Source organism: Frateuria sp., from assembly GCF_035695185.1.
Lineage (GTDB): Bacteria > Pseudomonadota > Gammaproteobacteria > Xanthomonadales > Rhodanobacteraceae > Frateuria_A.
This window is the reverse complement of the sequence record NZ_DASSES010000168.1, coordinates 1-20,935: the sequence shown is the minus strand read 5'-3', so window position 1 is coordinate 20,935 and position 20,935 is coordinate 1. Positions and strand designations below refer to the sequence as shown.

20 protein-coding genes and 1 tRNA gene are annotated in these 20,935 nt (G+C 67.8%); 14 read left to right on the top strand and 7 right to left on the bottom strand.

All coding sequences use genetic code 11. The features are described from left to right. From VFH59_RS13735 to VFH59_RS13720, 4 genes are all read left to right on the top strand, one after another. Nucleotides 1-1,236, top strand: a 1,236-nt coding sequence (locus VFH59_RS13735) for a cytochrome b (RefSeq protein ID WP_325165472.1), incomplete at its 5' end; no start/stop codon positions are given. Further along, nucleotides 1,229-1,981: a cytochrome c1 gene (locus tag VFH59_RS13730; protein ID WP_414655897.1), complete on the top strand. Its 753-nt coding sequence runs from the start codon at nt 1,229-1,231 to the stop codon at nt 1,979-1,981. The genes VFH59_RS13735 and VFH59_RS13730, both read left to right, overlap by 8 nt. Before the next feature lie 74 nt (nt 1,982-2,055). After that, nucleotides 2,056-2,679, top strand: coding sequence for a glutathione S-transferase N-terminal domain-containing protein (locus VFH59_RS13725; RefSeq protein WP_325165471.1), 624 nt, complete (start codon nt 2,056-2,058; stop codon nt 2,677-2,679). Nucleotides 2,680-2,692: 13 nt separating this feature from the next. Beyond that, nucleotides 2,693-3,124, top strand: coding sequence for a ClpXP protease specificity-enhancing factor (locus VFH59_RS13720; RefSeq protein WP_325165470.1), 432 nt, complete (start codon nt 2,693-2,695; stop codon nt 3,122-3,124). A gap of 47 nt (nt 3,125-3,171) precedes the next feature. Here the strand turns inward: VFH59_RS13720 and VFH59_RS13715 are convergent, their stop codons facing one another. The 4 genes from VFH59_RS13715 to VFH59_RS13700 form a co-directional block, all read right to left on the bottom strand. Next, nucleotides 3,172-3,570 (bottom strand): DUF3301 domain-containing protein, encoded by a 399-nt coding sequence (locus tag VFH59_RS13715; RefSeq protein ID WP_325165469.1) that lies wholly within the window; start codon nt 3,568-3,570, stop codon nt 3,172-3,174. Between the two features lie 183 nt (nt 3,571-3,753). Beyond that, nucleotides 3,754-4,614, bottom strand: a complete 861-nt coding sequence (nadC, locus tag VFH59_RS13710; protein WP_325165468.1) for a carboxylating nicotinate-nucleotide diphosphorylase — start codon at nt 4,612-4,614, stop codon at nt 3,754-3,756. Nucleotides 4,615-4,903: 289 nt separating this feature from the next. After that, nucleotides 4,904-7,189, bottom strand: coding sequence for a DUF1631 domain-containing protein (locus VFH59_RS13705; protein ID WP_325165467.1), 2,286 nt, complete (start codon nt 7,187-7,189; stop codon nt 4,904-4,906). 161 nt (nt 7,190-7,350) lie between these two features. After that, nucleotides 7,351-7,623: a Trm112 family protein gene (locus VFH59_RS13700; RefSeq protein WP_325165474.1), complete on the bottom strand. Its 273-nt coding sequence runs from the start codon at nt 7,621-7,623 to the stop codon at nt 7,351-7,353. Between the two features lie 57 nt (nt 7,624-7,680). Here VFH59_RS13700 and purE point away from each other — a divergent pair, with 57 nt between their 5' ends. Then, nucleotides 7,681-8,184: a 5-(carboxyamino)imidazole ribonucleotide mutase gene (gene purE / locus VFH59_RS13695; RefSeq protein ID WP_325165466.1), complete on the top strand. Its 504-nt coding sequence runs from the start codon at nt 7,681-7,683 to the stop codon at nt 8,182-8,184. Next, nucleotides 8,181-9,335 (top strand): 5-(carboxyamino)imidazole ribonucleotide synthase, encoded by a 1,155-nt coding sequence (locus VFH59_RS13690; protein ID WP_325165465.1) that lies wholly within the window; start codon nt 8,181-8,183, stop codon nt 9,333-9,335. The genes purE and VFH59_RS13690 overlap by 4 nt, the downstream gene beginning before the upstream one ends. A gap of 71 nt (nt 9,336-9,406) precedes the next feature. Here VFH59_RS13690 and VFH59_RS13685 read toward each other — a convergent pair whose 3' ends face one another. Beyond that, nucleotides 9,407-9,985, bottom strand: coding sequence for a superoxide dismutase (locus tag VFH59_RS13685; RefSeq protein WP_325165464.1), 579 nt, complete (start codon nt 9,983-9,985; stop codon nt 9,407-9,409). A 112-nt stretch (nt 9,986-10,097) separates the two neighbouring features. On the opposite strand from VFH59_RS13685, the gene grxD reads away from it, so the two are divergent. From grxD to VFH59_RS13650, 7 genes are all read left to right on the top strand, one after another. Next, nucleotides 10,098-10,424 carry a Grx4 family monothiol glutaredoxin gene (gene grxD / locus VFH59_RS13680; protein WP_325165463.1) on the top strand — a complete coding sequence of 109 codons (327 nt, stop codon included), beginning with the start codon at nt 10,098-10,100 and terminating at the stop codon, nt 10,422-10,424. Next, entirely contained in the window at nt 10,421-11,188 is a 768-nt protein-coding gene (locus tag VFH59_RS13675; RefSeq protein ID WP_325165462.1) for an SDR family NAD(P)-dependent oxidoreductase, read from the top strand. Before grxD ends, VFH59_RS13675 begins: the two co-directional genes overlap by 4 nt. 148 nt (nt 11,189-11,336) lie before the next feature. Beyond that, entirely contained in the window at nt 11,337-11,933 is a 597-nt protein-coding gene (locus tag VFH59_RS13670) for a YhgN family NAAT transporter (protein ID WP_325165473.1), read from the top strand. A 159-nt stretch (nt 11,934-12,092) separates the two neighbouring features. Then, entirely contained in the window at nt 12,093-13,811 is a 1,719-nt protein-coding gene (locus tag VFH59_RS13665) for a lysophospholipid acyltransferase family protein (protein ID WP_325165461.1), read from the top strand. Between the two features lie 235 nt (nt 13,812-14,046). Next, entirely contained in the window at nt 14,047-17,328 is a 3,282-nt protein-coding gene (locus VFH59_RS13660) for a TonB-dependent receptor (protein ID WP_325165460.1), read from the top strand. A 239-nt stretch (nt 17,329-17,567) separates the two neighbouring features. Further along, nucleotides 17,568-18,992: a nucleotide 5'-monophosphate nucleosidase PpnN gene (ppnN, locus tag VFH59_RS13655; protein ID WP_325165459.1), complete on the top strand. Its 1,425-nt coding sequence runs from the start codon at nt 17,568-17,570 to the stop codon at nt 18,990-18,992. A gap of 39 nt (nt 18,993-19,031) precedes the next feature. Continuing rightward, nucleotides 19,032-19,108, top strand: a tRNA-Asn gene (locus tag VFH59_RS13650). A gap of 371 nt (nt 19,109-19,479) precedes the next feature. On the opposite strand, the gene VFH59_RS13645 is transcribed toward VFH59_RS13650, so the two are convergent. Further along, on the bottom strand, nt 19,480-19,710 hold the full coding sequence (locus VFH59_RS13645) for a hypothetical protein (protein WP_325165458.1): 231 nt from the start codon (nt 19,708-19,710) through the stop codon (nt 19,480-19,482). Nucleotides 19,711-19,822: 112 nt separating this feature from the next. After that, a complete protein-coding gene (locus VFH59_RS13640) occupies nt 19,823-20,335 on the bottom strand; it encodes a GspH/FimT family protein (RefSeq protein ID WP_325165457.1) in 513 nt (170 codons plus the stop codon). A 184-nt stretch (nt 20,336-20,519) separates the two neighbouring features. Between VFH59_RS13640 and VFH59_RS13635 the strand changes: the two genes are divergently transcribed. Then, a partial coding sequence (locus VFH59_RS13635) for a DEAD/DEAH box helicase family protein (protein ID WP_325165456.1) occupies nt 20,520-20,935 on the top strand: 416 nt, incomplete at its 3' end.

The following is a 20,935-nucleotide window of genomic DNA, read 5'->3' as shown; positions in this document are numbered from 1 at the left end:
TACCGCAAGCACATGACCGAGTACTACGCGCCGAAGAACTTCAACCTCTGGTACTACTTCGGTTCGCTGGCGCTGCTGGTGCTGGTCAACCAGATCGTCACCGGCATCTTCCTCACCATGAACTACAAGACCAGCGCGGCGGAAGCCTTCGCCTCGGTCGAGTACATCATGCGCGACGTGGAGTGGGGCTGGCTGATCCGTTACATGCACTCCACCGGCGCCTCGCTGTTCTTCGTGGTGGTGTTCCTGCACATGTTCCGCGGCCTGATGTACGGCTCGTACAAGAAGCCGCGCGAGCTGGTGTGGCTGCTGGGCATGCTGATCTTCCTGGTGCTGATGGCCGAGGCCTTCATGGGCTACGTGCTGCCGTGGGGCAACATGTCGTTCTGGGGCGCCAAGGTGATCATCTCGTTGTTCGGCACGATCCCGGTGATCGGCGGGACGCTGGTCGAGTGGATCATGGGCGACTACTTGCCCGCCGATGCCACGCTCAACCGCTTCTTCGCGCTGCACGTGATCGCGCTGCCGATCGTGCTGCTGCTGCTGGTGGTGCTGCACATCGCCGCGCTGCACGAGGTCGGCTCGAACAACCCTGACGGCGTCGAGATCAAGAAGGGTCCCAAGGGCAATCGCTGGGATGCGCTCAAGCCTGCCGACGGCATTCCGTTCCACCCGTACTACACGATGAAGGACATGGTGGGCGTCGGCTTCTTCCTGCTGATCGCCGCGTTCATCATCTTCTTCGCGCCGACGATGGGCGGCTGGTTCCTCGAGCACGACAACTTCATCCCGGCCAACAACCTGGTCACGCCTTCGCACATCAAGCCGGTGTGGTACTTCACCCCGTTCTACGCGATCCTGCGCATGATCCCGTCGTTCCTGGGGCAGGCCTTCTGGGGCGTGCTGGCGATGTTCGGCGCGATCGCGCTGCTGTTCGCGCTGCCGTGGATCGATGTCGGCCAGGTCAAGTCGATCCGCTACCGCGGTACCGGCTACAAGGTCGCGCTGGGCCTGTTCGTGCTGTCGTTCATCATGCTCGGCGCCGTCGGTGCCGGCGTGACGGCCGAAGTGATCCCCGAGTGGTTCGGCGATGTCGACGTGACGTTCTGGGAGAACCTGTTCGGTCGCCTCATGACCGCCGTCTACTTCGGTTATTTCGTCTTCCTGTGGTTCTACACGCGCCTCGGCTGGGAAACCACCAAGCCGGTTCCGGAACGGGTGACCACGCATGACTAAGCGACAGCTCCTGATGAAGCACATTCTCCTTTCGATGACGCTCGCCCTGGGCCTGCTCGTGGGCAGCACCCAGGCCATCGCCGCGGAGGGCGGCGCGGAGCTGCCTTCGGCCGGCGTGAACCTGCGCGACCAGGCCTCGCTGCAACGTGGCGCGCGCCTGTTCTTCAACTATTGCGTGGGTTGCCACTCGCTCAAGTACCAGCGTTACTCGCGCATCGCCGAGGACCTGGGGCTGACCGAGAAAGAGGTGATGGAAAACCTCGACTTCACCGGCGCCAAGTTCGGCGAGCCGGTGATCTCGCACATGCCCGAGGAACAGGCCAAGCAGTGGCTGGGCAAGGCACCGCCGGATCTCTCGCTTGAAGTCCGCGCCAAGACGGCGGACTGGGTCTACGGCTACCTCAACAGCTTCTATGTCGATCCGAGCCGTCCGGTGGGCTGGAACAACACCGTGTTCCCGAACGCCTCCATGCCGTTCCCGCTGTGGGAGCTGCAGGGCGTGCAGACCGCGGTGAAGAAGCCGGGCAGCGAGGAGGTGGAAAAGCTGGAACTCTCCCAGCCCGGCCGCATGACGCCCGAGCAGTACCGGCAGGCGGCGCGCGACCTGACCAACTTCCTGGCCTACGTGTCCGAGCCGGCCGCGCTGCAGCGCCACGCCTATGGGATCTGGGTGGTCCTGTTCCTGGCGTTCTTCACCCTGCTGGCCTACGCACTGAAGAAGGAATACTGGAAGGACGTCCACTAAGCCGGACGCCTGCCAGCCTCGGATGCGGCGGCCTCAAGCGCCGCCGCATCGCTTATACAAGGGGAGAAAAGCGCATGGTGCAAAGCGCTCGTTCGCGTACCGTACTGACCCTGTACACCACCGCCGACGACATCCAGTGCCATCGCGCGCGCTTGGTGCTGGCGGCCAAGGGCGTCAGCTACGAACGTGTGCTGGTCGATCCGGCCAAGCCGCCGGAAGACCTGCTGGACCTGAACCCCTACGGCACCACGCCGACCCTGGTCGACCGTGACCTGACCCTCTACGACACCGCGGTCGTCTGCGAATACCTGGACGAGCGCTATCCGCATCCACCGCTGATGCCGATCGATCCACTGTCGCGTGCGCGCCTGCGCCTGGCGACCGTGCGCATCGAGCGCGACTGGCTGCCGGAAGTGGACATCATCCGCGCGGGCGGCCGTCCCGCCGATGCGGCGCGAAAGCGGCTCCGCGAGCACCTGCTCGCCTCGCTGCCTCTGTTCAAGGCGGCCAAGTTCTTCCTCAATCCCGAAATGAGCCTGGTCGATTGTCTGGTCGCCCCGGTGGTCTGGCGCCTGCCGTGGCTGGGTGTGGACCTGGGTCGCGAGGGCAAGCCCATCGTCGATTACGGCGAGCGGCTGTTCCACAGCCAGGGCTATGCGCGCAGCCTCACCAGCGAAGAACGGGCGATGCGGCCATGAGCGGCGCCTGCCGATGACCGAGCGCTCGCCGCCGATGACCTCCAATCGACCGTACCTGCTGCGGGCGATCTACGACTGGATCACCGACAACCAGTTGACCCCCTATGTCCTCGTGGACGCCACCGTCGAAGGCGTGCGCGTGCCGCCGCAGGTGGTCAAGAACGGCCAGGTGGTACTCAACCTCGCGATGCGGGCCGTGGCCAACCTCGAACTGGGCAACGACTACATCCAGTTCCAGGCACGCTTTTCCGGCGTCAGCCAGGCGATCCGGATCCCGGTGCAGGCCGTGCTCGCCCTGTACGCACAGGAGAACGGGCAGGGCATGATGTTCCCGGCCGAGGACGGTGATGTGCCACCGCCCGCGCCCGGCCCGGAGAGCCCGGGGCCGTCCGGGGAGGGTCCTGACAAGCCCAGGCGATCGCCCCATCTGCGGGTGGTGAAGTAGGCCAGCCGCCGGCCCTTCCCGCGGAGAAGGCGCACGACGCCGCCGCGTCAGTGTCCGATCCGGGGGCGCTTCGCCCGAAACGGGACGACGTTGTCGGGGAATGAGGCCGGCGGGCCCCCGGGTGTCCCGGGCAAGGGCTCCCCGACGCTGGGCAGGCTCACGCTCGCGAGCCGGTCGCCATGCATCCACAGGCGACCATCGAGCCGGTCGTCGCCATGCGCGCTCACCTCGAAGGCGTAGCCGAGCTCCAGCTGGCGACCGCCATCGACGCGCCGCCAGCGAAGGCTGCGCAGGCCCACGGTCTCATCCAGCAGTTGCAGTCCATGCTGCGCGCATTGCCGGCGGGCCTCATCCACCGCCCGCTCGCGGGCACGCGTGAACTTGAGCCACGCGCCTGCCACGGCAGCGAGTCCCAGCAGGGCGATCAGGTCGGAGACTTGGCTCATGCAGGCAGTGTGTGGGTGGTGCTCGCGGGAGGCAAGGTGGCCCGTCATGGCAGGAGCGCATCCGGGGGCGGCCCCTTGCGGCAGGGGAAGCCCACGGTCGCGCAGGTCCGCTCCTAAGGGCGGTCAGCGGATGCGCTCCCAAGTAGCTTCGCTCGAGTGCGATTCCGCAGTTGCGATCGGACGTCAGCTATCGAGCCGCAGGCGCAGGGACAGGTCGATCGCCCGTACGTGCTTGGTCAGTGCGCCCACCGAGATGAAGTCCACGCCGGTACGCGCATAGCCGGCGATGGTCTCAATATCCACGTTGCCGGAGATTTCGAGCGGCACGCGGCCGGCGGCGATCGCGACTGCCTCGCCCATCATGGCGGGCGTGAAGTTGTCGAGCATGATCCGGTCGACGCCGGCAGCGATGGCGCAGCGCAGCTCGTCCAGCGTCTCGACCTCGATCTCCAGCAGCAGCGAGGGGTGCTGGCGACGCGCGGCCGCGATGGCGGGTTCGATTCCTCCCGCGGCCGCGATGTGGTTCTCCTTCACCAGGATCGCATCGAACAGGCCGATGCGGTGGTTGTGGCCGCCGCCGCAACGCACGGCGTACTTCTGCGCCAGGCGCAGGCCCGGCACGGTCTTGCGCGTGTCCAGCACCCGCACCGAAGTGCCGGCGACCGCGGCCACGTAGGCGGCGGTGATGGTGGCCGTGCCCGAGAGCAACTGCAGGAAATTGAGAGCGGAGCGCTCGGCACTGACCAGGGCGCGGGCGCGTCCCCGCAGGTGGCATATCACGCTGCCGGCGGCCACGCGTTCGCCGTCACGCACGCGCCAGTCGATCGCCACACCCGGGTCGAGCTTGCGGAAGCAGGCGTCGAACCAGGGAATGCCCGCGATCACCGCGTCCTCGCGGCAGGTCAGCGCAGCACTGGCCTCGGCATCGGCCGGGAGCAGGTCGGCCGTGGCGTCGCCGCTGCCGAGGTCCTCGGCAAAGGCACGCGCGACGTCGGCGTCGATCAGGCGGGCATCGGGCGGGTTGAGGGGGGTTGCGGCGGACATGCGGCATCCATTCGGCGGGAGGGTGCGACGGGCATGGAAGCATTCGGCCTCCAGCAATCCCCATCAGCCGGCAAGGATAGCCGACGAACCGATGCGTCCGCCCGAAAAGGGCAACCGGCAATGCCGGGCCGTCGTTTCGCCCCATCGCTTGGCAGGGGGTGGCCAGCTTGGCTGCCTCGCGGTCGCCGCCGAAGCGTCTGCCCGGAATTTCCGCTCCTGCCCCCAGCGCCCCGCGGGGGCGAGGGAAGCGGGGTCCCGCGGGTGCGTCGGACCGGCTGCTGCCGCGAGGTCAGGCCAGCTCGTCCGTACCGGCCGCGGCCGCCTGGCTCAGGCGGTCGACGATCGCGCCCATCGCGCGATCGAACAGCGGCTCGGACGGCAGGACGCGCGCGCTGCCTGCGCTCAGGGCGGCGGCGAGTTCCTGCGGGGCATAGTCGCCCACCTTCAGGCCGCGCCGGTTGACGAACAGGTAGCGCCCGCTCATCGGGCTGATCCAGGACAACTTGGCGCGGGTGACCGCATCGCCGGTGGGACAGAACTCCAGCCACGTGCCCGGCTTGAGCCGCTCGACCTCGAACAGCTCGCCATTGTCCGCCGCCTCGGGGGCGGCCTGGTCCTGCACCGGCTCGGGTTCGGCCGCTTCGGTATCCAGCAGCGGCTGGATGCTCTCGGGGATGGGCAGCGTGACGTCCTCGGTAGTGCTGTCGGGTGCGACCTCGCCCAGCTGCTGCCGGTAATAGGCGTGCAACTGTCCAAGCAGGCGTTCGACGTCACTTTCCTGGAAGGCCACGTTGGCCAGGCCCCGGCGCAGCGCCCGCTCGATGCCCGGCAGCATGCGCAGCAGGGTGCGGCGGTCCTCGGCGGTCTGCACGGGACGGGCACTGGCTATGAATTCGTTGACGAAGCGCAGTGCGTCCGCGAACGCCGGCGAGTCCTCGCCCTGGCGCAGTATGGTCAGCACCAGATGATTGGCCCACGCGCGCGCCAGCACGCCATGGATGAGCGGCGGCAGGGTCTGGCTGCCGATGCGGTCGAGGATCTCGCGGGCCGCGCGACGCCGCGCCATTTCGAGCTTTTCGCGGCCGCGCGCCGATTCGGCCACGCGCTGCTCGGCCAGTTCCGCGCGCTTGCGGCTCTGTTCCTGGAAGGCCTGCAGCTCGGCGCCGAGGCGCTCGAACAGGCCCATGTCGTCGTCGAAGTCGTGCAGCAGGCGTTCGACGATCGACTTGATCTTGTCCTGCACGCGATGGTCGCGGTCGGACTCCTCGGACCAGCCCTTCGCCAGTTCCGCCAGCCCGTCGAGCAGCCGGCGCGCCGGGTGTTGCCGGTGGGCGAACAGTTTGCGGTCGAGGATCGCGGCCTTGAGGTAGGGGATCTGCAGGCGCGCCAGCAGCACCTGCATCTCCGCCGGCAGGGTGCTGTCGGCGAGGATGAATTCGAACAACATGCCGACCAGGTCGATGGTGTCCTCGTCGATCGCCGAGACCTGGCTGGGGCGCTCGCCGCGCAGGGCGCCGAGCTGACCGAGCAGTTGCTCCTTCAGTTGGGCGACTTCGCGGCCCAGCATGGCCGGATCGACCGGCTGGCCGCTCGGGACGGGACCGGCCGCGAGCTGGCTCTGCAGCACGCTGAGCGCACCCAGCAGCTCGTTCGCGGTCGGCACCGCGACGCCACGCCCCGCCGCGCCCGCGACCCCCGCGACCCCGGTCGCGCCGCCCGTGGCCATGCCGGCGGCCTGGGCACGGCGGGCGCTGAACAGGGCGCGCACGGTATGCAGCAACTCGCTGGCCAACTCGGCTTCCGGGTCGGTGTCGCCCTCCGCGTCCGCGGCGGCCGCGCCACCGGCCGCAGCCGGTGCGGCCGCTGCGCTGTCGCCGCGCACCACCTCATGGCGCAGCTGGGGCAGGACGCCGGCGCGCATCAGCTCGGTGTTGATCTCCTGGTAGAGCTCTTCCAGCGCGGAGAGCACGTAGCGGTCGAACAGCTTGTAGATGATGAGCTTGACGCGCATCTCCGCGGCCAGTTCGCGCATGGCCTGGCGAAAGGCCTGCGCCAGCGCGGCCGGTGCCACCGGGTTGGTGCTGTCCTCGATCTTGATGCCGCCGCAGATCACTGACAGCCGCTGGTTGACCGCGAACAGGTCGCGCGCCAGGCGGGACTCGTTCTTGGCAGTCATGCTGGTGATCGCGAGCGATTCCTCCAGCTCGTTCTCGGCCACCAGCGAGAGCTCCACCGGCGCGGACGAGGGCGCGGCCGCCGGCGACGGGGCGGGGCGGGAGACGATACCCGTCAACTCGCGGCTGACCTGGGTGAGGAAGCTGCGCTCGACCATCGGCCGCCGTTTGCGCACCTCGCGCATGCCGTCGAAGTAGTGCATCTGGGCGGCATTGTTCTCGGCCTTCTCGGCCAGGTCGAACAGCGCGTCGTCGACGTGCTCGAACATGTTGCCAAGGAGCAGTTGCAGGCGCCGGCCGGCAATGCTGCGCACGGCCCCGAGCAGGTCGCCCACGCGCTCGGCCGACTCCTGCCGCTGGCTCAGGCTGACGACCTTGCTTGGCTCATTGGCTTCTTTCATCGCCACACCCCTGAAGCATCCCTTGCCGACGGCCACGGCTGCCATTGCCGCGGAAAATTCGACCTTAAGCGACGAAACGTGAACGGGTCATGCACTGGCGTACACATTAGTCCACGCCTTGTGTAAAAGCATGGCGCGGTTCACTTTTCGAAGAAGTCGCTTCAGGCAGTGGCGGGAAAGTCCTTCAGCTGCACCGTGCCGATGCCTTCCTCGGGCAGCATCACGGGGATGCCGTCGTCGACGCGATAGATCACCTTGCGGTCGACGGTGATGAGCCCCTCGCCCAGGCGCTCCCCGACGCGCGCGCCGGCCACCGTGTCGACCTCGCCGCGCTCGATGGCGGCGTTGATCGCATCGAGCTCGCCGCGCGCGAGCTGGCGAACGGGCGTCTTGCTGACCGGGCAGCACAGGATGTCGAGCAGGCGCTTGTCCATGGTGGTGGGGTGCAGTGCGGAAAGCCCGTACAATAGCCCTTTTGGGATGGCAGAACCATGACTTCGACCGCCAAGCCGGCCCGCGTGGGCGTGGTGATGGGCTCACGCTCGGACTGGGAAACCATGGAGCACGCCGCCGCCGTGCTGGAGCAGTTGGGCGTGCCGCACGAGGTGCGCGTGGTGTCTGCCCACCGCACGCCGGACCTGCTGTTCCGCTATGCCGAGGAAGCGGTCGGTCGCGGCATCGAGGTGATTGTCGCCGGCGCCGGCGGCGCCGCCCACCTGCCGGGCATGCTTGCCGCCAAGACGCGTCTCCCGGTGCTCGGCGTGCCGGTGCAGTCGAAGGCGCTCAATGGCATGGACTCGCTGCTTTCCATCGCACAGATGCCGGCCGGTATCCCGGTGGGGACGCTGGCGATCGGCCGTGCCGGTGCGGTCAACGCGGGCCTGCTCGCCGCTTCGGTACTGGCCCTGCACGACCCGGCCATCGCGCAGGCACTGGACGGCTATCGGGCCAGGCAGACGCAGGGCGTGCTCGACCAGCCGGACCCGCGCGCATGAGCGGGCGTCGTCAACCGGTCCTGGGCATCCTGGGGGGCGGCCAGCTGGCGCGCATGCTGGCGCTCGCCGCGGCGCCGCTGGGCGTCAAGACGCTGGTGGTCGACAGTGCCGGCGATGCCTGCGCGGGGCAGGTCGCGCCGCTGGTGGTGGCCGACTGGAAGGACTACGCGGCGCTGGAGCGCTTTGCGTCCATGGTCGACGTGGTCACTTTCGACTTCGAGAACGTGCCGGCCGAGAGTGCGCACTGGCTCGCCGAGCGCGTGGCCGTGTCGCCCGTGCCGGGTGCGCTGGCGGTGGCGCAGGACCGGCTGGCCGAGAAAACGCTGTTCCGCGAGTGTGGCCTGGATACGCCCGCCTTCGTGGCGGTGGACACGCGCGAGGACCTCGATCGCGCGATCGCGGAAGTCGGTGCGCCGGCGATCCTCAAGACGCGCCGGCTGGGCTATGACGGCAAGGGCCAGTTCCGCCTGAAGACGCCGGCCGACGCCGAGGCCGCCTGGGCAGCGCTGGGTGCGCAGGGCGCCGCGCACGGACTGATCCTGGAGGCGTTCGTGCCGTTCGAACGCGAACTGTCGGTGATCGCCGTGCGCAGCCGCGAGGGCGATTTCCGTACCTGGCCGCTGACCCGCAACTGGCACACCGAGGGCGTGCTGAGCCTCAGCCTGGCGCCGGCGCCGGACATCGACCAGCTGCAGCGGCGCGCCACCGACCTGGCCCGCACGCTGGCCGAGCGGCTGGACTACGTGGGCGTGTTCGCACTGGAGCTGTTCGTCAAGGACGGCCAGCTGCTGGGCAACGAGATGGCGCCGCGCGTGCACAACTCCGGCCACTGGACCATCGAGGGTGCGCATACCAGCCAGTTCGAGAACCACGTCCGTGCCGTGCTCGGCATGCCGCTGGGCGACACCGGCGCGCGCGGGCTGTCGTGCATGTTCAACTGGATCGGCGAGCTGCCCGACCCCGCGCCGGTGCTGACCACCACGGACGCCCACTGGCACGACTACGGCAAGCAGGCACGCCCGGGGCGCAAGGTCGGTCATGCCACGGTATGTGCACCCGAGGCACGCCTGTTGGCCGAACGGGTTGGCGGCATCGCCCGCCAGTTGGGGCGCGAGGCGCAGGCGGAGCCTGCCCTGCAAGTGCTGGGCTGAGTCTGACGTCATTCCCGCAATAAAAAAGCGGAGCCGGACGGCTCCGCTTTTTTATTGGACACCGACCCCGCTCAGGCCATGTTGCTGGCGGCGAACTCCCAGTTCACCACGTTCCAGAAGTGCTCGAGGTACTTCGGGCGGGCGTTGCGGTAATCGATGTAGTAGGCGTGTTCCCACACGTCACAGGTGAACAGCGGCTTGTCGCTGCCGGTGATCGGCGTGCCGGCGTTGGAGGTGTTGACGATGCCGAGCGAGCCGTCAGGACGCTGCACCAGCCAGGTCCAGCCCGAGCCGAAGTTGCTCGCACCCATCTTGGCGAACTCTTCCTTGAACTTGTCGACCGAACCGAACGCCTTGTTGATCGCGTCGGCCAGCTTGCCGGTCGGCTCGCCGCCGCCGTTGGGCTTCATCGAGTGCCAGTAGAAGGTGTGGTTCCAGGTCTGCGCGGCGTTGTTGAACACGCCGCCGGAGGACTTGCGGACGATCTCCTCGAGCGCCATCCCTTCGAACTCGGTGCCCTCGATCAGCTTGTTGAGGTTGGTCACGTAAGCCTGGTGGTGCTTGTCGTGATGGAACTCCAGCGTCTCGGCCGAGATGTGCGGCTCCAGCGCGTTCTTTTCGTAAGGCAGGGGGGGAAGTTCGATCGCCATGAGGGACTCCTTGGGCTTGCGGCTAAGGGGAGCCGGGCGTCGGCTGCCGGGTGGCGGGCCGTGCGCGGCTGATACACTTGTGGTCCTGCACGCATTGTAGAACCCCCGAGCTATGGACGTTAACGAGCGAATCAAGGCGGTGCTCGCTGGGCACCCCATGGTGCTTTTCATGAAGGGCACGCCGCAGTTCCCGATGTGCGGCTTCTCCGCCCGCGCCGCGCAGGCGCTGAAGGAGGCCGGCGCCGACTTCGAAGCGGTCAACGTGCTGGCCGATCCGGAGGTGCGTGCCGCGCTGCCGCACTTCGCCAACTGGCCGACCTTCCCGCAGTTCTTCATCCAGGGCGAGCTGATCGGTGGTTGCGACATCGTGGAGGATCTAAAGTCCTCCGGCGAACTGGCGCGCATGGCCGCCGACGTCAGCGGGACGGTACGCGCATGACGCTGCCGATCGCACGCCTGCCGCAGGACGCTGCGCCCGCGGCCGACAGCCTGGCCGGTCGCGTGGTGCTGGTCACCGGCGCCTACGGTGGCCTCGGCCGCGCCGTCTCGCTGGCCGTCGCGCGCGCAGGGGCAACGGTGGTGATCACCGGCAAGCGCAAGCGCCAGCTCGAGCAGCTCTACGATCTGATCGTCGCCGAGCAGTTGCCCGAGCCGGTGATCCATCCACTGGACATGGAAGCGGCCACGCCGCGCGATTACGAGGCGTTGGCCGACGGACTCGAACAGGAGCTGGGCCGGCTGGATGGCATCGTGCACTGCGCCGCAAGCTTCGGTGGCCTCACCCCGATCACCATGCACAAGCCGGACGAGTGGCTGCGCACCATGCACATCAACGTGTCCGTGCCGTTCGCCCTGACCCAGGCCTGCCTGCCGCTGCTGGCCAAGGCGCCCGATGCCGCGGTGGTGTTCGTGCTGGACAATCCCGACCTGGTCAACCGCGCGCACTGGGGCGCCTACGGCGTGTCGAAGGCTGCGCTGGAGCGGTTCGTCGAGATCCTGCACCAGGAGACCGACACGACCGCCATCCGCACCCACGCACTGCTGCCCGCGCCGATGCGCACGGCGCTGCGGCACCTGGCCTATTTCGGCGAGGACCCGAACACGCAGCCGTTGCCCGATGCGGCGGCCGCCGCGGCGGTATGGTTGCTTGGCCCACAGGGCGCGGCCGCACGCGGCGCCATGCTGGACCTGCGCCCGGACTGACCGCGAGCGAGCGCCCGTCCCGGACGGGCTGCAGCCACATAACTGCCTTGCAGGCGCGCACCTGTGCGCGACCGCCATGTTCCCGCGTGCCCCGCATGGCATCCTGCCTCACGACGACCCCCTGAAGGAGCCTTCCATGGAAACGCAGATGACCACCCTCTCGGCGGGCATCCTGCTGTTCCTGATCATGGATCCGCTCGGCAACGTGCCGTTCTTCCTGAGCCTGCTCAAGCACGTACCGCCCAGGCGCCGGCGCGTGGTGATGATCCGCGAGCTGCTGATCGCGCTGGGCGTCCTGCTGGGCTTCCTGATCGGCGGCCAGCACATCCTGAAGCTGCTGCAGTTGCGCCAGGAGTCGATCAGCATCGCCGGCGGCATCGTGCTGTTCCTGATCGGCATCCGCATGGTGTTCCCGCCGCCGGAGGGCGGCATTTTCGGCAAGCCGGGCGAGGGTGAGCCGTTCATCGTGCCGATGGCGATTCCCGGCGTGGCCGGTCCGTCGGCGATGGCCGCGCTGCTGCTGCTGACCAACACCTCGCCGGGGCGCACCGCCGACTGGGCCACCGCGCTGCTGCTCGCGTGGCTGGCGACGTCGGCGATCCTGCTGTCGTCCACCTACCTGTTCCGCTGGTTGGGCGAGAGCGTGCTGACCGCGCTGGAGCGCGTGATGGGCATGCTGCTGATCGCGCTGTCGGTGCAGATGTTCATGGGTGGCGTGGCGGCGTTCCTGCACATGCGCGTGTGAGGCTCCGCCGGATCGACGGCGTGCCCGCTGCCCACTTTCGAGGCGACGGGCAATCAGCTGAAGCGCACCCGACGGGCCGCCCTTCGCGCATCGTGAGTGCGGTCCCGCTGCTGTCATAATCGCGCGCCAGCATGGACGGCGAAAACCAGGAGGACGGTCATGCTCAGCGTCGAACGCGCCCTTGTCGAACGGCTGCCCTGGCTGGCGCAGCACCCGCGTCTTCGCCGTCCGGTGGCGGGATTGCTGGGCCGCCTGGCGGACGAGACCGGCTTCAATCGCGTGCTGGGTGCGGTCAGTCCGGCACAGGGCTTCGATTTCGTCGAGCGTGCGCTGGAGCTGCTCGGCGCCAGCTACCACGTCAGCCCGCGCGAGCGCGAGCACATCCCGGTCGACGGCCCCGTGCTGGTCGTGGCCAACCACCCGCTGGGCATGGTCGACGCGCTGGCGTTGCTGCAACTGGTCGGCTCGGTGCGGCCAGACGTGCGCATCCTGGGCAACGACTGGCTGGCCGCGATCGAGCCGCTGCGCCGGTTGCTGCTGCCGGTGGACGTGTTCGGCAAGGGCGCCGCGTCGAAGCTGCGCGGTGTCTACCGCGCGCTGGAGCGGGGCGAGGCGCTGATCGTGTTCCCGGCCGGCGAGGTCTCGCGCGTGGGGGCTGGCGGCGTGCGCGATGGCCAGTGGTCCGATGGCTTCGCACGGCTGGCCAGGCACAGCAACGCGCCGGTGTTGCCGGTGCACGTCGCCGCACGCAACTCCGCCGCGTTCTACGGGTTGTCGATGCTGGCCAAACCGCTCAGCACCGCGATGCTGCCGCGCGAGGCGGTGGCGCCGGTCAGGCGCCGGATCGGCCTCAGCGTCGGGGCGCTGGTCAGCGCCGAAGAGCTGTTCGAGCGCAGCGCCGGCTCGGCCGGACGGGCCGCCACATTGATGCGCCGGCACGTCTACCGGGTGGGACGGCGGCGCGGGTTGATCTTCGGCGGGCAGGTGCCACTGGCGCACCCGGAGCCCGCCGAACGGGTGGCGGCCGAACTGCAGGCGCAGGGCGAAAAGCTGGCCGAACTGAGCGACGGCAAGCAGGCCTGGCTGTTCAAGGGGGCGGCCGACAGCACCGTGCTGCGCGAGATCGGCCGCCTGCGCGAACTGACCTTCCGCAAGGTGGGCGAGGGCACCAACGCGCGGCGCGACCTGGACGCCTTCGATCCGCACTACGAACACCTGCTGCTGTGGGACCCGGCCGCGCTGCGCATCGTCGGTTCCTATCGCTTCGGCCACGGCGGCCGTCTCATTGCCGAACGTGGGCTGGGAGGTCTCTATACCTCGAGCCTCTTCAACTATTCGCCGGCGCTGGAGTCGCGCCTGGCGCAGGGACTGGAACTGGGCCGCAGCTTCATCGCACCGGCCTACTGGCGCTCGCGCGCGCTGGACCAGTTGTGGCAGGGCATCGGCCTGTACCTGCAGCGGCATCCGGAACTGCGCTACCTGTTCGGTCCGGTGAGCATGTCGGTCAAGCTGCCGCGCGAGGCGCGCGAGTGGATCGCCGCCGCGCACCAGCACTACTTCGGCACGCCGGGGCTGGCGTCGGCGCGGCAGCCGTTCGTGGTGTCGCCGGGCGTGATCGGGCTGGTGCGCCGCGCGCTGGAGGGACTCGACGCGCAGGCCGGGCTGGGCAAGCTCAAACACCATCTGGACGCACTGGGCGTGAGCCTGCCGGTGCTGTACCGCCAGTACGTCGACCTGGTGGACCCCGAAGGCGTGCAGTTCCTCGACTTCGGCGAAGATCCCGGTTTCTCCGGCTGCGTCGATGGCCTGGTCATGCTCGACCTGTCCACGCTCAAGCCGGCCAAGCGGGCGCGCTACCTAGGCAAGAACGACGGGTGAAGCTGATCACGAAAAAGCGTGATTCGGTCGTCGTCTTGTCATAAACTATCGTTAAGTTTGCTTAACAACTGGTCGGTAGATGGGGTGGCCCCATCGCTGCTGGACGATAGCTGCGCCAAGAAGTTAGGGGATGACACACGTGACTCGCATGCCTGGCCTACGGCCCGGCATCGGTGTGTTTTTTTGTCCCGACATCGAGTTTTCCGTTGCAAACCAATACAGGTCTATACAAACGATGAACAGTCCAATTCGTGCCAAGGCCCTGCCGTTTGCCATCGCCGCGCTGCTGGCGGTCGGTACGGCGCCCGCCATCGCGCAGAACGTGACCTCCTCGGCGGTTGCCGGCCAGGTGGTCGATGCCTCCGGGCAGCCGGTGGCCAACGCCACCGTGACGATCGTCCACCAGCCCTCGGGCACCACCAAGGTGGTGACCACCGACGCCAGCGGCCGCTACACCGCGCAGGGCCTGCGCGTGGGCGGTCCGTTCGACATCACCGCCAGCAAGTCCGGCCTGACCCAGGGCGAGCAGGACAATGTCTACCTGCAGCTGGGCCAGACCTCCGCGGTCAACCTGAAGATGGCCGCCGTCGAGGCGCAGAACCTCGGCGCCGTGACCGTCACCGCCTCGGCGCTGATGAACACCTTCACGCCGGACAACAAGGGCCTGTCGACCAACGTGTCGCAGCGCGAGCTGGCGGCCACGCCGCAGGGCAACCGCTCGATCGACGACGTGGCGCGCCTCGATCCGCGCATCACGGTCACCGACATCGGCTCGGGCGCGATCTCCGCGAACGGCCAGAACACCCGTTACAACAACATCAGCGTGGACGGCGTCTCCCAGGGCGACCCGTTCGGCCTGAACGCCAACGGCATGCCCTACCAGGGTTCGCCGATCTCGCCGGACACCATCGCCGAGTACAACATCTCCACCGCCAACTTCGACGTCGTCTCCGACAGCGTCGGCGCGGAGATCAACGCCGTCACCAAGTCGGGCACCAACGACTTCCACGGTTCGGCCTACTACGCCTACCGCAATGCCTCGCACATGGTCGGTGACGCCGGCTATCTCGAGCACGATGATCCCAACTACGCGTACCACGGCTACGGCGTGGACACGACCAAGGGCCTGACCGTCGGCGGTCCGATCATCAAGGACAAGCTGTTCTTCTTCGCGTCGGCCGAGAAGCAGAAGACCACCTCGATCGGCTCCTCGTCCAACGTGGCGTACGACCCGAGCCTGGGCGACAGTCCGTCGTCCGCCTCGGCGGTCTCGCCGGGCGACATCGAGCGCATCCGCGACATCGCCATCAACCAGTACGGCCTGGTTCCGGGTACCGTCGCCGGTGGCAACACCAACCTCACCGATGACCGTTACCTGGCGAAGCTGGACTGGAACATCACCAACAACCACCGCGCCAGCTTCACCTACCAGCGTACGAAGGAGTCGTACCCGAAGGTCAACGGCAACGGCAACACCACGGTCGGCCTGAGCAGCTACTGGTACACCACCAAGAGCCTCACCGAGAACACCGTGGTCCACCTGTTCGACGACTGGACCGAAAACTTCTCGACCGAAGCGAAGGTCGGCCTGCAGCAGTTCACCCAGGATGCCGGCGGCCCCGTTGACCAGCCGTCCATCCAGGTCCATGCCGATGGCTTCCGCTCTCCGGCGGTGAACCTCGGCGAAGACCAGTATCGCCACTACAACAACATCCAGACCAAGCGCTGGACGGCGTTCCTGGCCGGCACGTACTACGCGGGCGATCACACCATCAAGGGTGGCCTGGCCTTCGAGCAGGACAAGATCTACAACCTGTTCGGCCGCACCGAGTTCGGCAACTACGTCTTCAACAGCATCGAAGACTTCGCGGCTGGCAATTACGACAGCTACGAGCTGTACCAGCCGGCGGGCGACCTGTCGGTGAACGACATTGCCGCGCGCTGGACCTATCGCCAGTACAGCCCGTTCCTGCAGGACACCTGGCAGGTCAATGACAACCTGTCGCTGCAGTACGGCGTGCGCGTCGACATCCCGTACTCCGACCACAAGCCGCCGTACAACGCCGCGGCCACCGAGGCGTTCGGCTATCCGAACAACTTCGCGGTCGGTTCGAGCAACCGGGTGGTCGAGCCGCGCCTGTCGTTCAACTACAACTTCGACAGCGAGCTGATGACCCAGTTGCGCGGCGGCGTGGGCCTGTTCCAGACCAATCCGCCGACCGTCTGGATGACCAACCCGTACCAGAACAACGGCCTGACGATCGTCGACTACAAGTACGGCTATCGTGCGAACTTTGGATGCGACGCACGGCCGGCCTTCAGCCCGGATCCGTATAACCAGAACGTGGACACCTCGGCCGACTGCGCCATTGCCGGTCCGGTCGATACCATCTCCAAGGACTTCCGCCTGCCGACCGTGTGGAAGGCTACCTTGGCGTTCGATCGCGAGCTGCCGTGGTGGGGCATGGTCGCGTCTGCCGAATACCAGCACATTCAGGTGCGCGACGGCATTCTCTACCAGGCCACCAACCTGGGTACCCCTTCCGGCGTGCTGCCCGATGGGCGCGAGCAGTACTGGACGGTTCCCGGTGCGGGCCCGTATGACTTCGGCAACCACGCCAACAACGGCGCCAACCCGGCGTTCTCCACCGCCTCGACGCTGCTGACCAACACGCACAAGGGCAAGTCGGACAGCCTGACGCTCGCCCTGAAGAAGCCGTTCTCCGACAGCTTCTTCGGCAGCGCCAGCTTCACGCTCAGCCATGCGACCGAGGTCAACCCGGGTGGCAGCTCGCAGGCGTTCTCGAACTACCAGTACACGCCGCGCGTCAACGTCAATACCGACGACGTCGGCACGTCCGCCTACAACATTCCGCGCAGCCTCAAGCTGTCGCTGACCTGGCAGCACCACTTCTTCGGTGACTACAACACCCAGGTGTCGGCGCTGTATGTCGGCCACGACGGCCTGCCTTACAGCTGGGTCTACAGCGGCGATGCCAACGGCGACGGGATCAGCTACTACGACCTGGCCTACATCCCCAAGACCAACGACTCGCTGGTGGGCGGCTATGTCGACTACTACGGCAACCCGGTCAGCGACGCGGTGGTGCAGCAGTTCCAGGACTACATCTCCAGCAACAAGTACCTGAACTCGCATCGCGGCCAGATTGCCGGCCGCAATGGCGATCACCTGCCGTGGACGAACCAGCTCGACATGAGCTTCGTCCAGGAAGTGCCCGGCTTCTTCAAGGGCAACAAGGGTGAGCTGAGGCTGGACGTGTACAACTTCCTCAACCTGCTGAACAAGGATTGGGGCAACGTCCCGTACGTGCAGTACCAGACCCGTAACCTGGCAGGCTATGCCGGCGTCGAGGATGGCAAGTACGTCTACCAGATCGGCGACAAGAACGGCAATTTCGTCGTACCGACCCAGGTCGGCGTGTACGAGGCCGGCCAGAACCCGACCCGCGTCGTGTCGCGCTGGTCGGCGATGGTGACGCTCCGCTACACGTTCTAAGCACGTCGGCCAGGACGGCCTGATCATGCCGGCGCCCCCGAGGGCGCCGGCATTTTCTTTGGAAGACCCGCTGGGAAAGGCCGCGTGCGCGGCGTCGCCACCGGGTGATGGCCGCCCGCGCGGAGGCTCCTGCGTACACGCTCTCGTGCTTGACCGCATCCGGTGCCCGCGGGAAGCTAGGCGGTCCGCCACGGCGCCGGCATCAGGCCGGACACCGTCAGCGACAGGAGAAGGCAAGAATGAACGACAGCTACGCCGGCCGCGCCGGCAAACCCGCCACCGTCAGCGCAAGGATCTCGCCGGCGGGCGGACTGGACATCCTCTCGCGCAACGAGGTCGCCCGCCTGCGCGACGCCAGCGGCTCGGGCCTGCATGCGCTGCTGCGCCGCTGCGCGCTGGCCGTGCTGACCTCCGGCAGCATCAGCGACGATCCGCGCTCGATGTTCGAGCAGTACCCCGACTTCGACATCCAGGTGCTGCAACAGGACCGCGGCATCAAGATCGAGCTCTCCCACGCGCCCGCACAGGCCTTCGTCGACGGCCAGATCATCCGCGGCATCAACGAACTGCTGGTCGCGGTGGTGCGCGACATCGTCTACGTCGCCACGCAGCTGGAGCAGGGCGGTTTCGACCTGGACGACACGGTGGGCATCACCCACGCGGTGTTCGAGATCCTGCGCAACGCGCGCATCCTCAAGCCGCACATCGACCCGAATCTGGTGGTGTGCTGGGGCGGCCATTCGATCTCGCGCGACGAGTACGAGTACACCAAGTCGGTGGGCTACCAGCTCGGCCTGCGCGGGACCGACATCTGCACCGGCTGCGGCCCCGGCGCCATGAAGGGCCCGATGAAGGGCGCCACCATCGCGCATGCCAAGCAGCGCCGGCGCAACAACCGCTACATCGGCATCACCGAGCCGGGCATCATCGCCGCCGAGTCGCCCAATCCGATCGTCAACCAACTGGTGATCATGCCGGACATCGAGAAGCGCCTGGAGGCGTTCGTCCGCATGGCGCACGGCATCGTGGTGTTCCCCGGCGGCGTGGGCACGGCAGAGGAGATTCTCTACCTGCTCGGCATCCTGCTGCACCCGTCCAATGCGGGCATCCCGTTCCCGCTGATCTTCACCGGTCCCAAGCAGTCCGCCGCGTACTTCGAGCAGATCGACCGCTTCCTGAAGCTCAGCCTGGGCGAGGAAGTGGCGCAGCACTACCAGATCATCGTCGACGATCCGGCGGCCGTGGCGCGCGCGATGGTCAAGGGCATCGACAGGGTGCGCAACCACCGCCTCGACACCAAGGACGCGTTCTTCTTCAACTGGGCGCTGGACATCCCGTTCGCCTTCCAGCTGCCGTTCCGCCCGACCCACGAGGCGATGCGCGGGCTGGCCCTGCACCGCGGCCGCCCGCGCCACGAGCTGGCGGCGGACCTGCGCCGCGCGTTCTCCGGCATCGTCGCCGGCAACGTGAAGGAGGAAGGCGTGCGTGCGATCGAGCAGCACGGCCCGTTCGACATTGACGGCGAGGCCGACATCATGCGGGCCCTCGACGCCCTGCTGCAGGCCTTCGTCGGCCAGCACCGCATGAAGCTGCCCGGCGGCTCGGCCTACGAGCCCTGCTACCGCGTGCGTGCGGAAGGCAAGGAGGCTGCCCCGGCCGCTTGACAGCTTTCGCTACGCTATTCAAACTACGCAGCTCGCCCCGCCCGAATAGCTCAGCTGGTTAGAGCACTTGACTGTTAATCAGGGGGTCGTTGGTTCGAGTCCAACTTCGGGCGCCATATTGCAAGGCCTTGCAGCGATGCGAGGCCTTTTTCTTTGCGCCCATGCGCCCGGGTAGGAGCGCACCCAGTGCGCGACCGCCATGCCGACGGTGTCGTGAAATGCCACCCGCAAAGGTGCCGCCCGCGTCCGCCACCTAAGCCTGATGCCAGGTCGCAAAGGACGAAAAGACGTGCGCGATCGAAGGCCTCGCAGCGATGCAAGGCCTTTTTGCGCACCCCGTCTTTGTAGGAGCACACCCGTGCGCGACCGCCATCCCGGCGGTCCCGTGAAATACCACCCGCAAAGTTACCGCCCGCGTCCGCCACCCGGGCTGCCACCAGCTCCGCAACGGAACGAAACACAAAAGCGCGCGCGACCCTCAGCCCACTCAACCCGACGCGTCACCCGGCGACGACGACGCCTGCCTCGCCAACACGGCAAACAGCCGATCCGACGGCGCTCCCACCGCCACCATCAGCGCGCCATCCGGGCTGCGCACGACGCAAGCCGAGACCCCGGCGCTCTCCAGATGCCGCTGCGCGGCCGCCAGCAACGGCGCGGCGTCGGGTGGCGGCGTCGGCGGTGACGGTCGGTGGTTCGACGGGTCTCCGTAAGCCATGGCGCACCTCCGGTTGAGTCCGGGCCGGTTGTGGCACCGACCCCGTGAACGGCCGGTAGAGCACGGCGGCACGCCCGCCCATCGGTTCCGCCAACCGGCGGGCCGAACCGCCCTATCTGCAACCTTCGGCAAGCGTGCCCCGGGGCCGGCTTCCGCGCACCCGCCCCGAGTTGGACACCACCAGGCCAAGCGCCTCCCGGCCGTCACCCGGTGCGCAGAAAAGCAGGGAGAGGTTGCTCCCCGCGGCACTGCCGTCCGGCAGGAACGCCACATGCCGGCGTGACGCGCTGCTCAGGATCCGCAGGTGCGCATGCGCGCCCCCGACGCGCAGCGGAGCGGCATCCGGCTGGTTGTCGTGGTTGCGGTCGAACCCGACCAGCCAGCCGCCATCCCAGCGGTTTTCGTCGCTGCAATGCACCCGGTCGCGGCTCGGACAGAACAGCACCCGCGTGCTCCGCAGCACGGCCTCGCTGCGCGCAAAGCCGAGCGCCTCCAGGAAGTCCGCCTGCGCCGACCGGGTGCGCCCGCGGCGGACCAGTCCGGCCAGCGAGGGGCTGGCGATGCCGACCAGGACGGCCAGGACCGCCACCACCATCACCTGCTCGACCAGCGTGACGCCACGCATGCGGCCGCGTCCGCTTCCCTGCCTCCGTGCCATGCCGTCGCTCCCTGCGAGGAACGCGCATCATCGACCGCGTGGCCCGCCGCCGGCAGCAGCCTGAATGCCGCCATCCCGTGCGCCTGTGCTGACAGAGCCTGTCAGCAGGGCGCCTTTAAGATCGCCCCATCCGCCCGCATATCCGTCAGCCATGACCGACCATTTCCAGCTCGTCTCCCCGTACCAGCCCTCCGGCGACCAGCCGCAGGCCATCGCGAAACTCAGCGAGGGCTTCGAGGCCGGCCTGGCCGCGCAGACGCTGCTGGGCGTTACCGGCTCGGGCAAGACCTACACCATCGCCAACGTGATCCAGCAGGTGCAGCGCCCGGCGGTGATCCTGGCGCCGAACAAGACGCTGGCCGCGCAGCTCTACGGCGAGTTCAAGGAGTTCTTCCCGCACAACGCGGTGGAGTACTTCGTCAGCTACTACGACTACTACCAGCCCGAGGCCTACGTGGTCGCCTCGGACACCTTCATCGAGAAGGACGCCTCGATCAACGACCACATCGAGCAGATGCGCCTGGCCGCGACCAAGGCGCTGCTCTCGCGGCGCGACTCGATCATCGT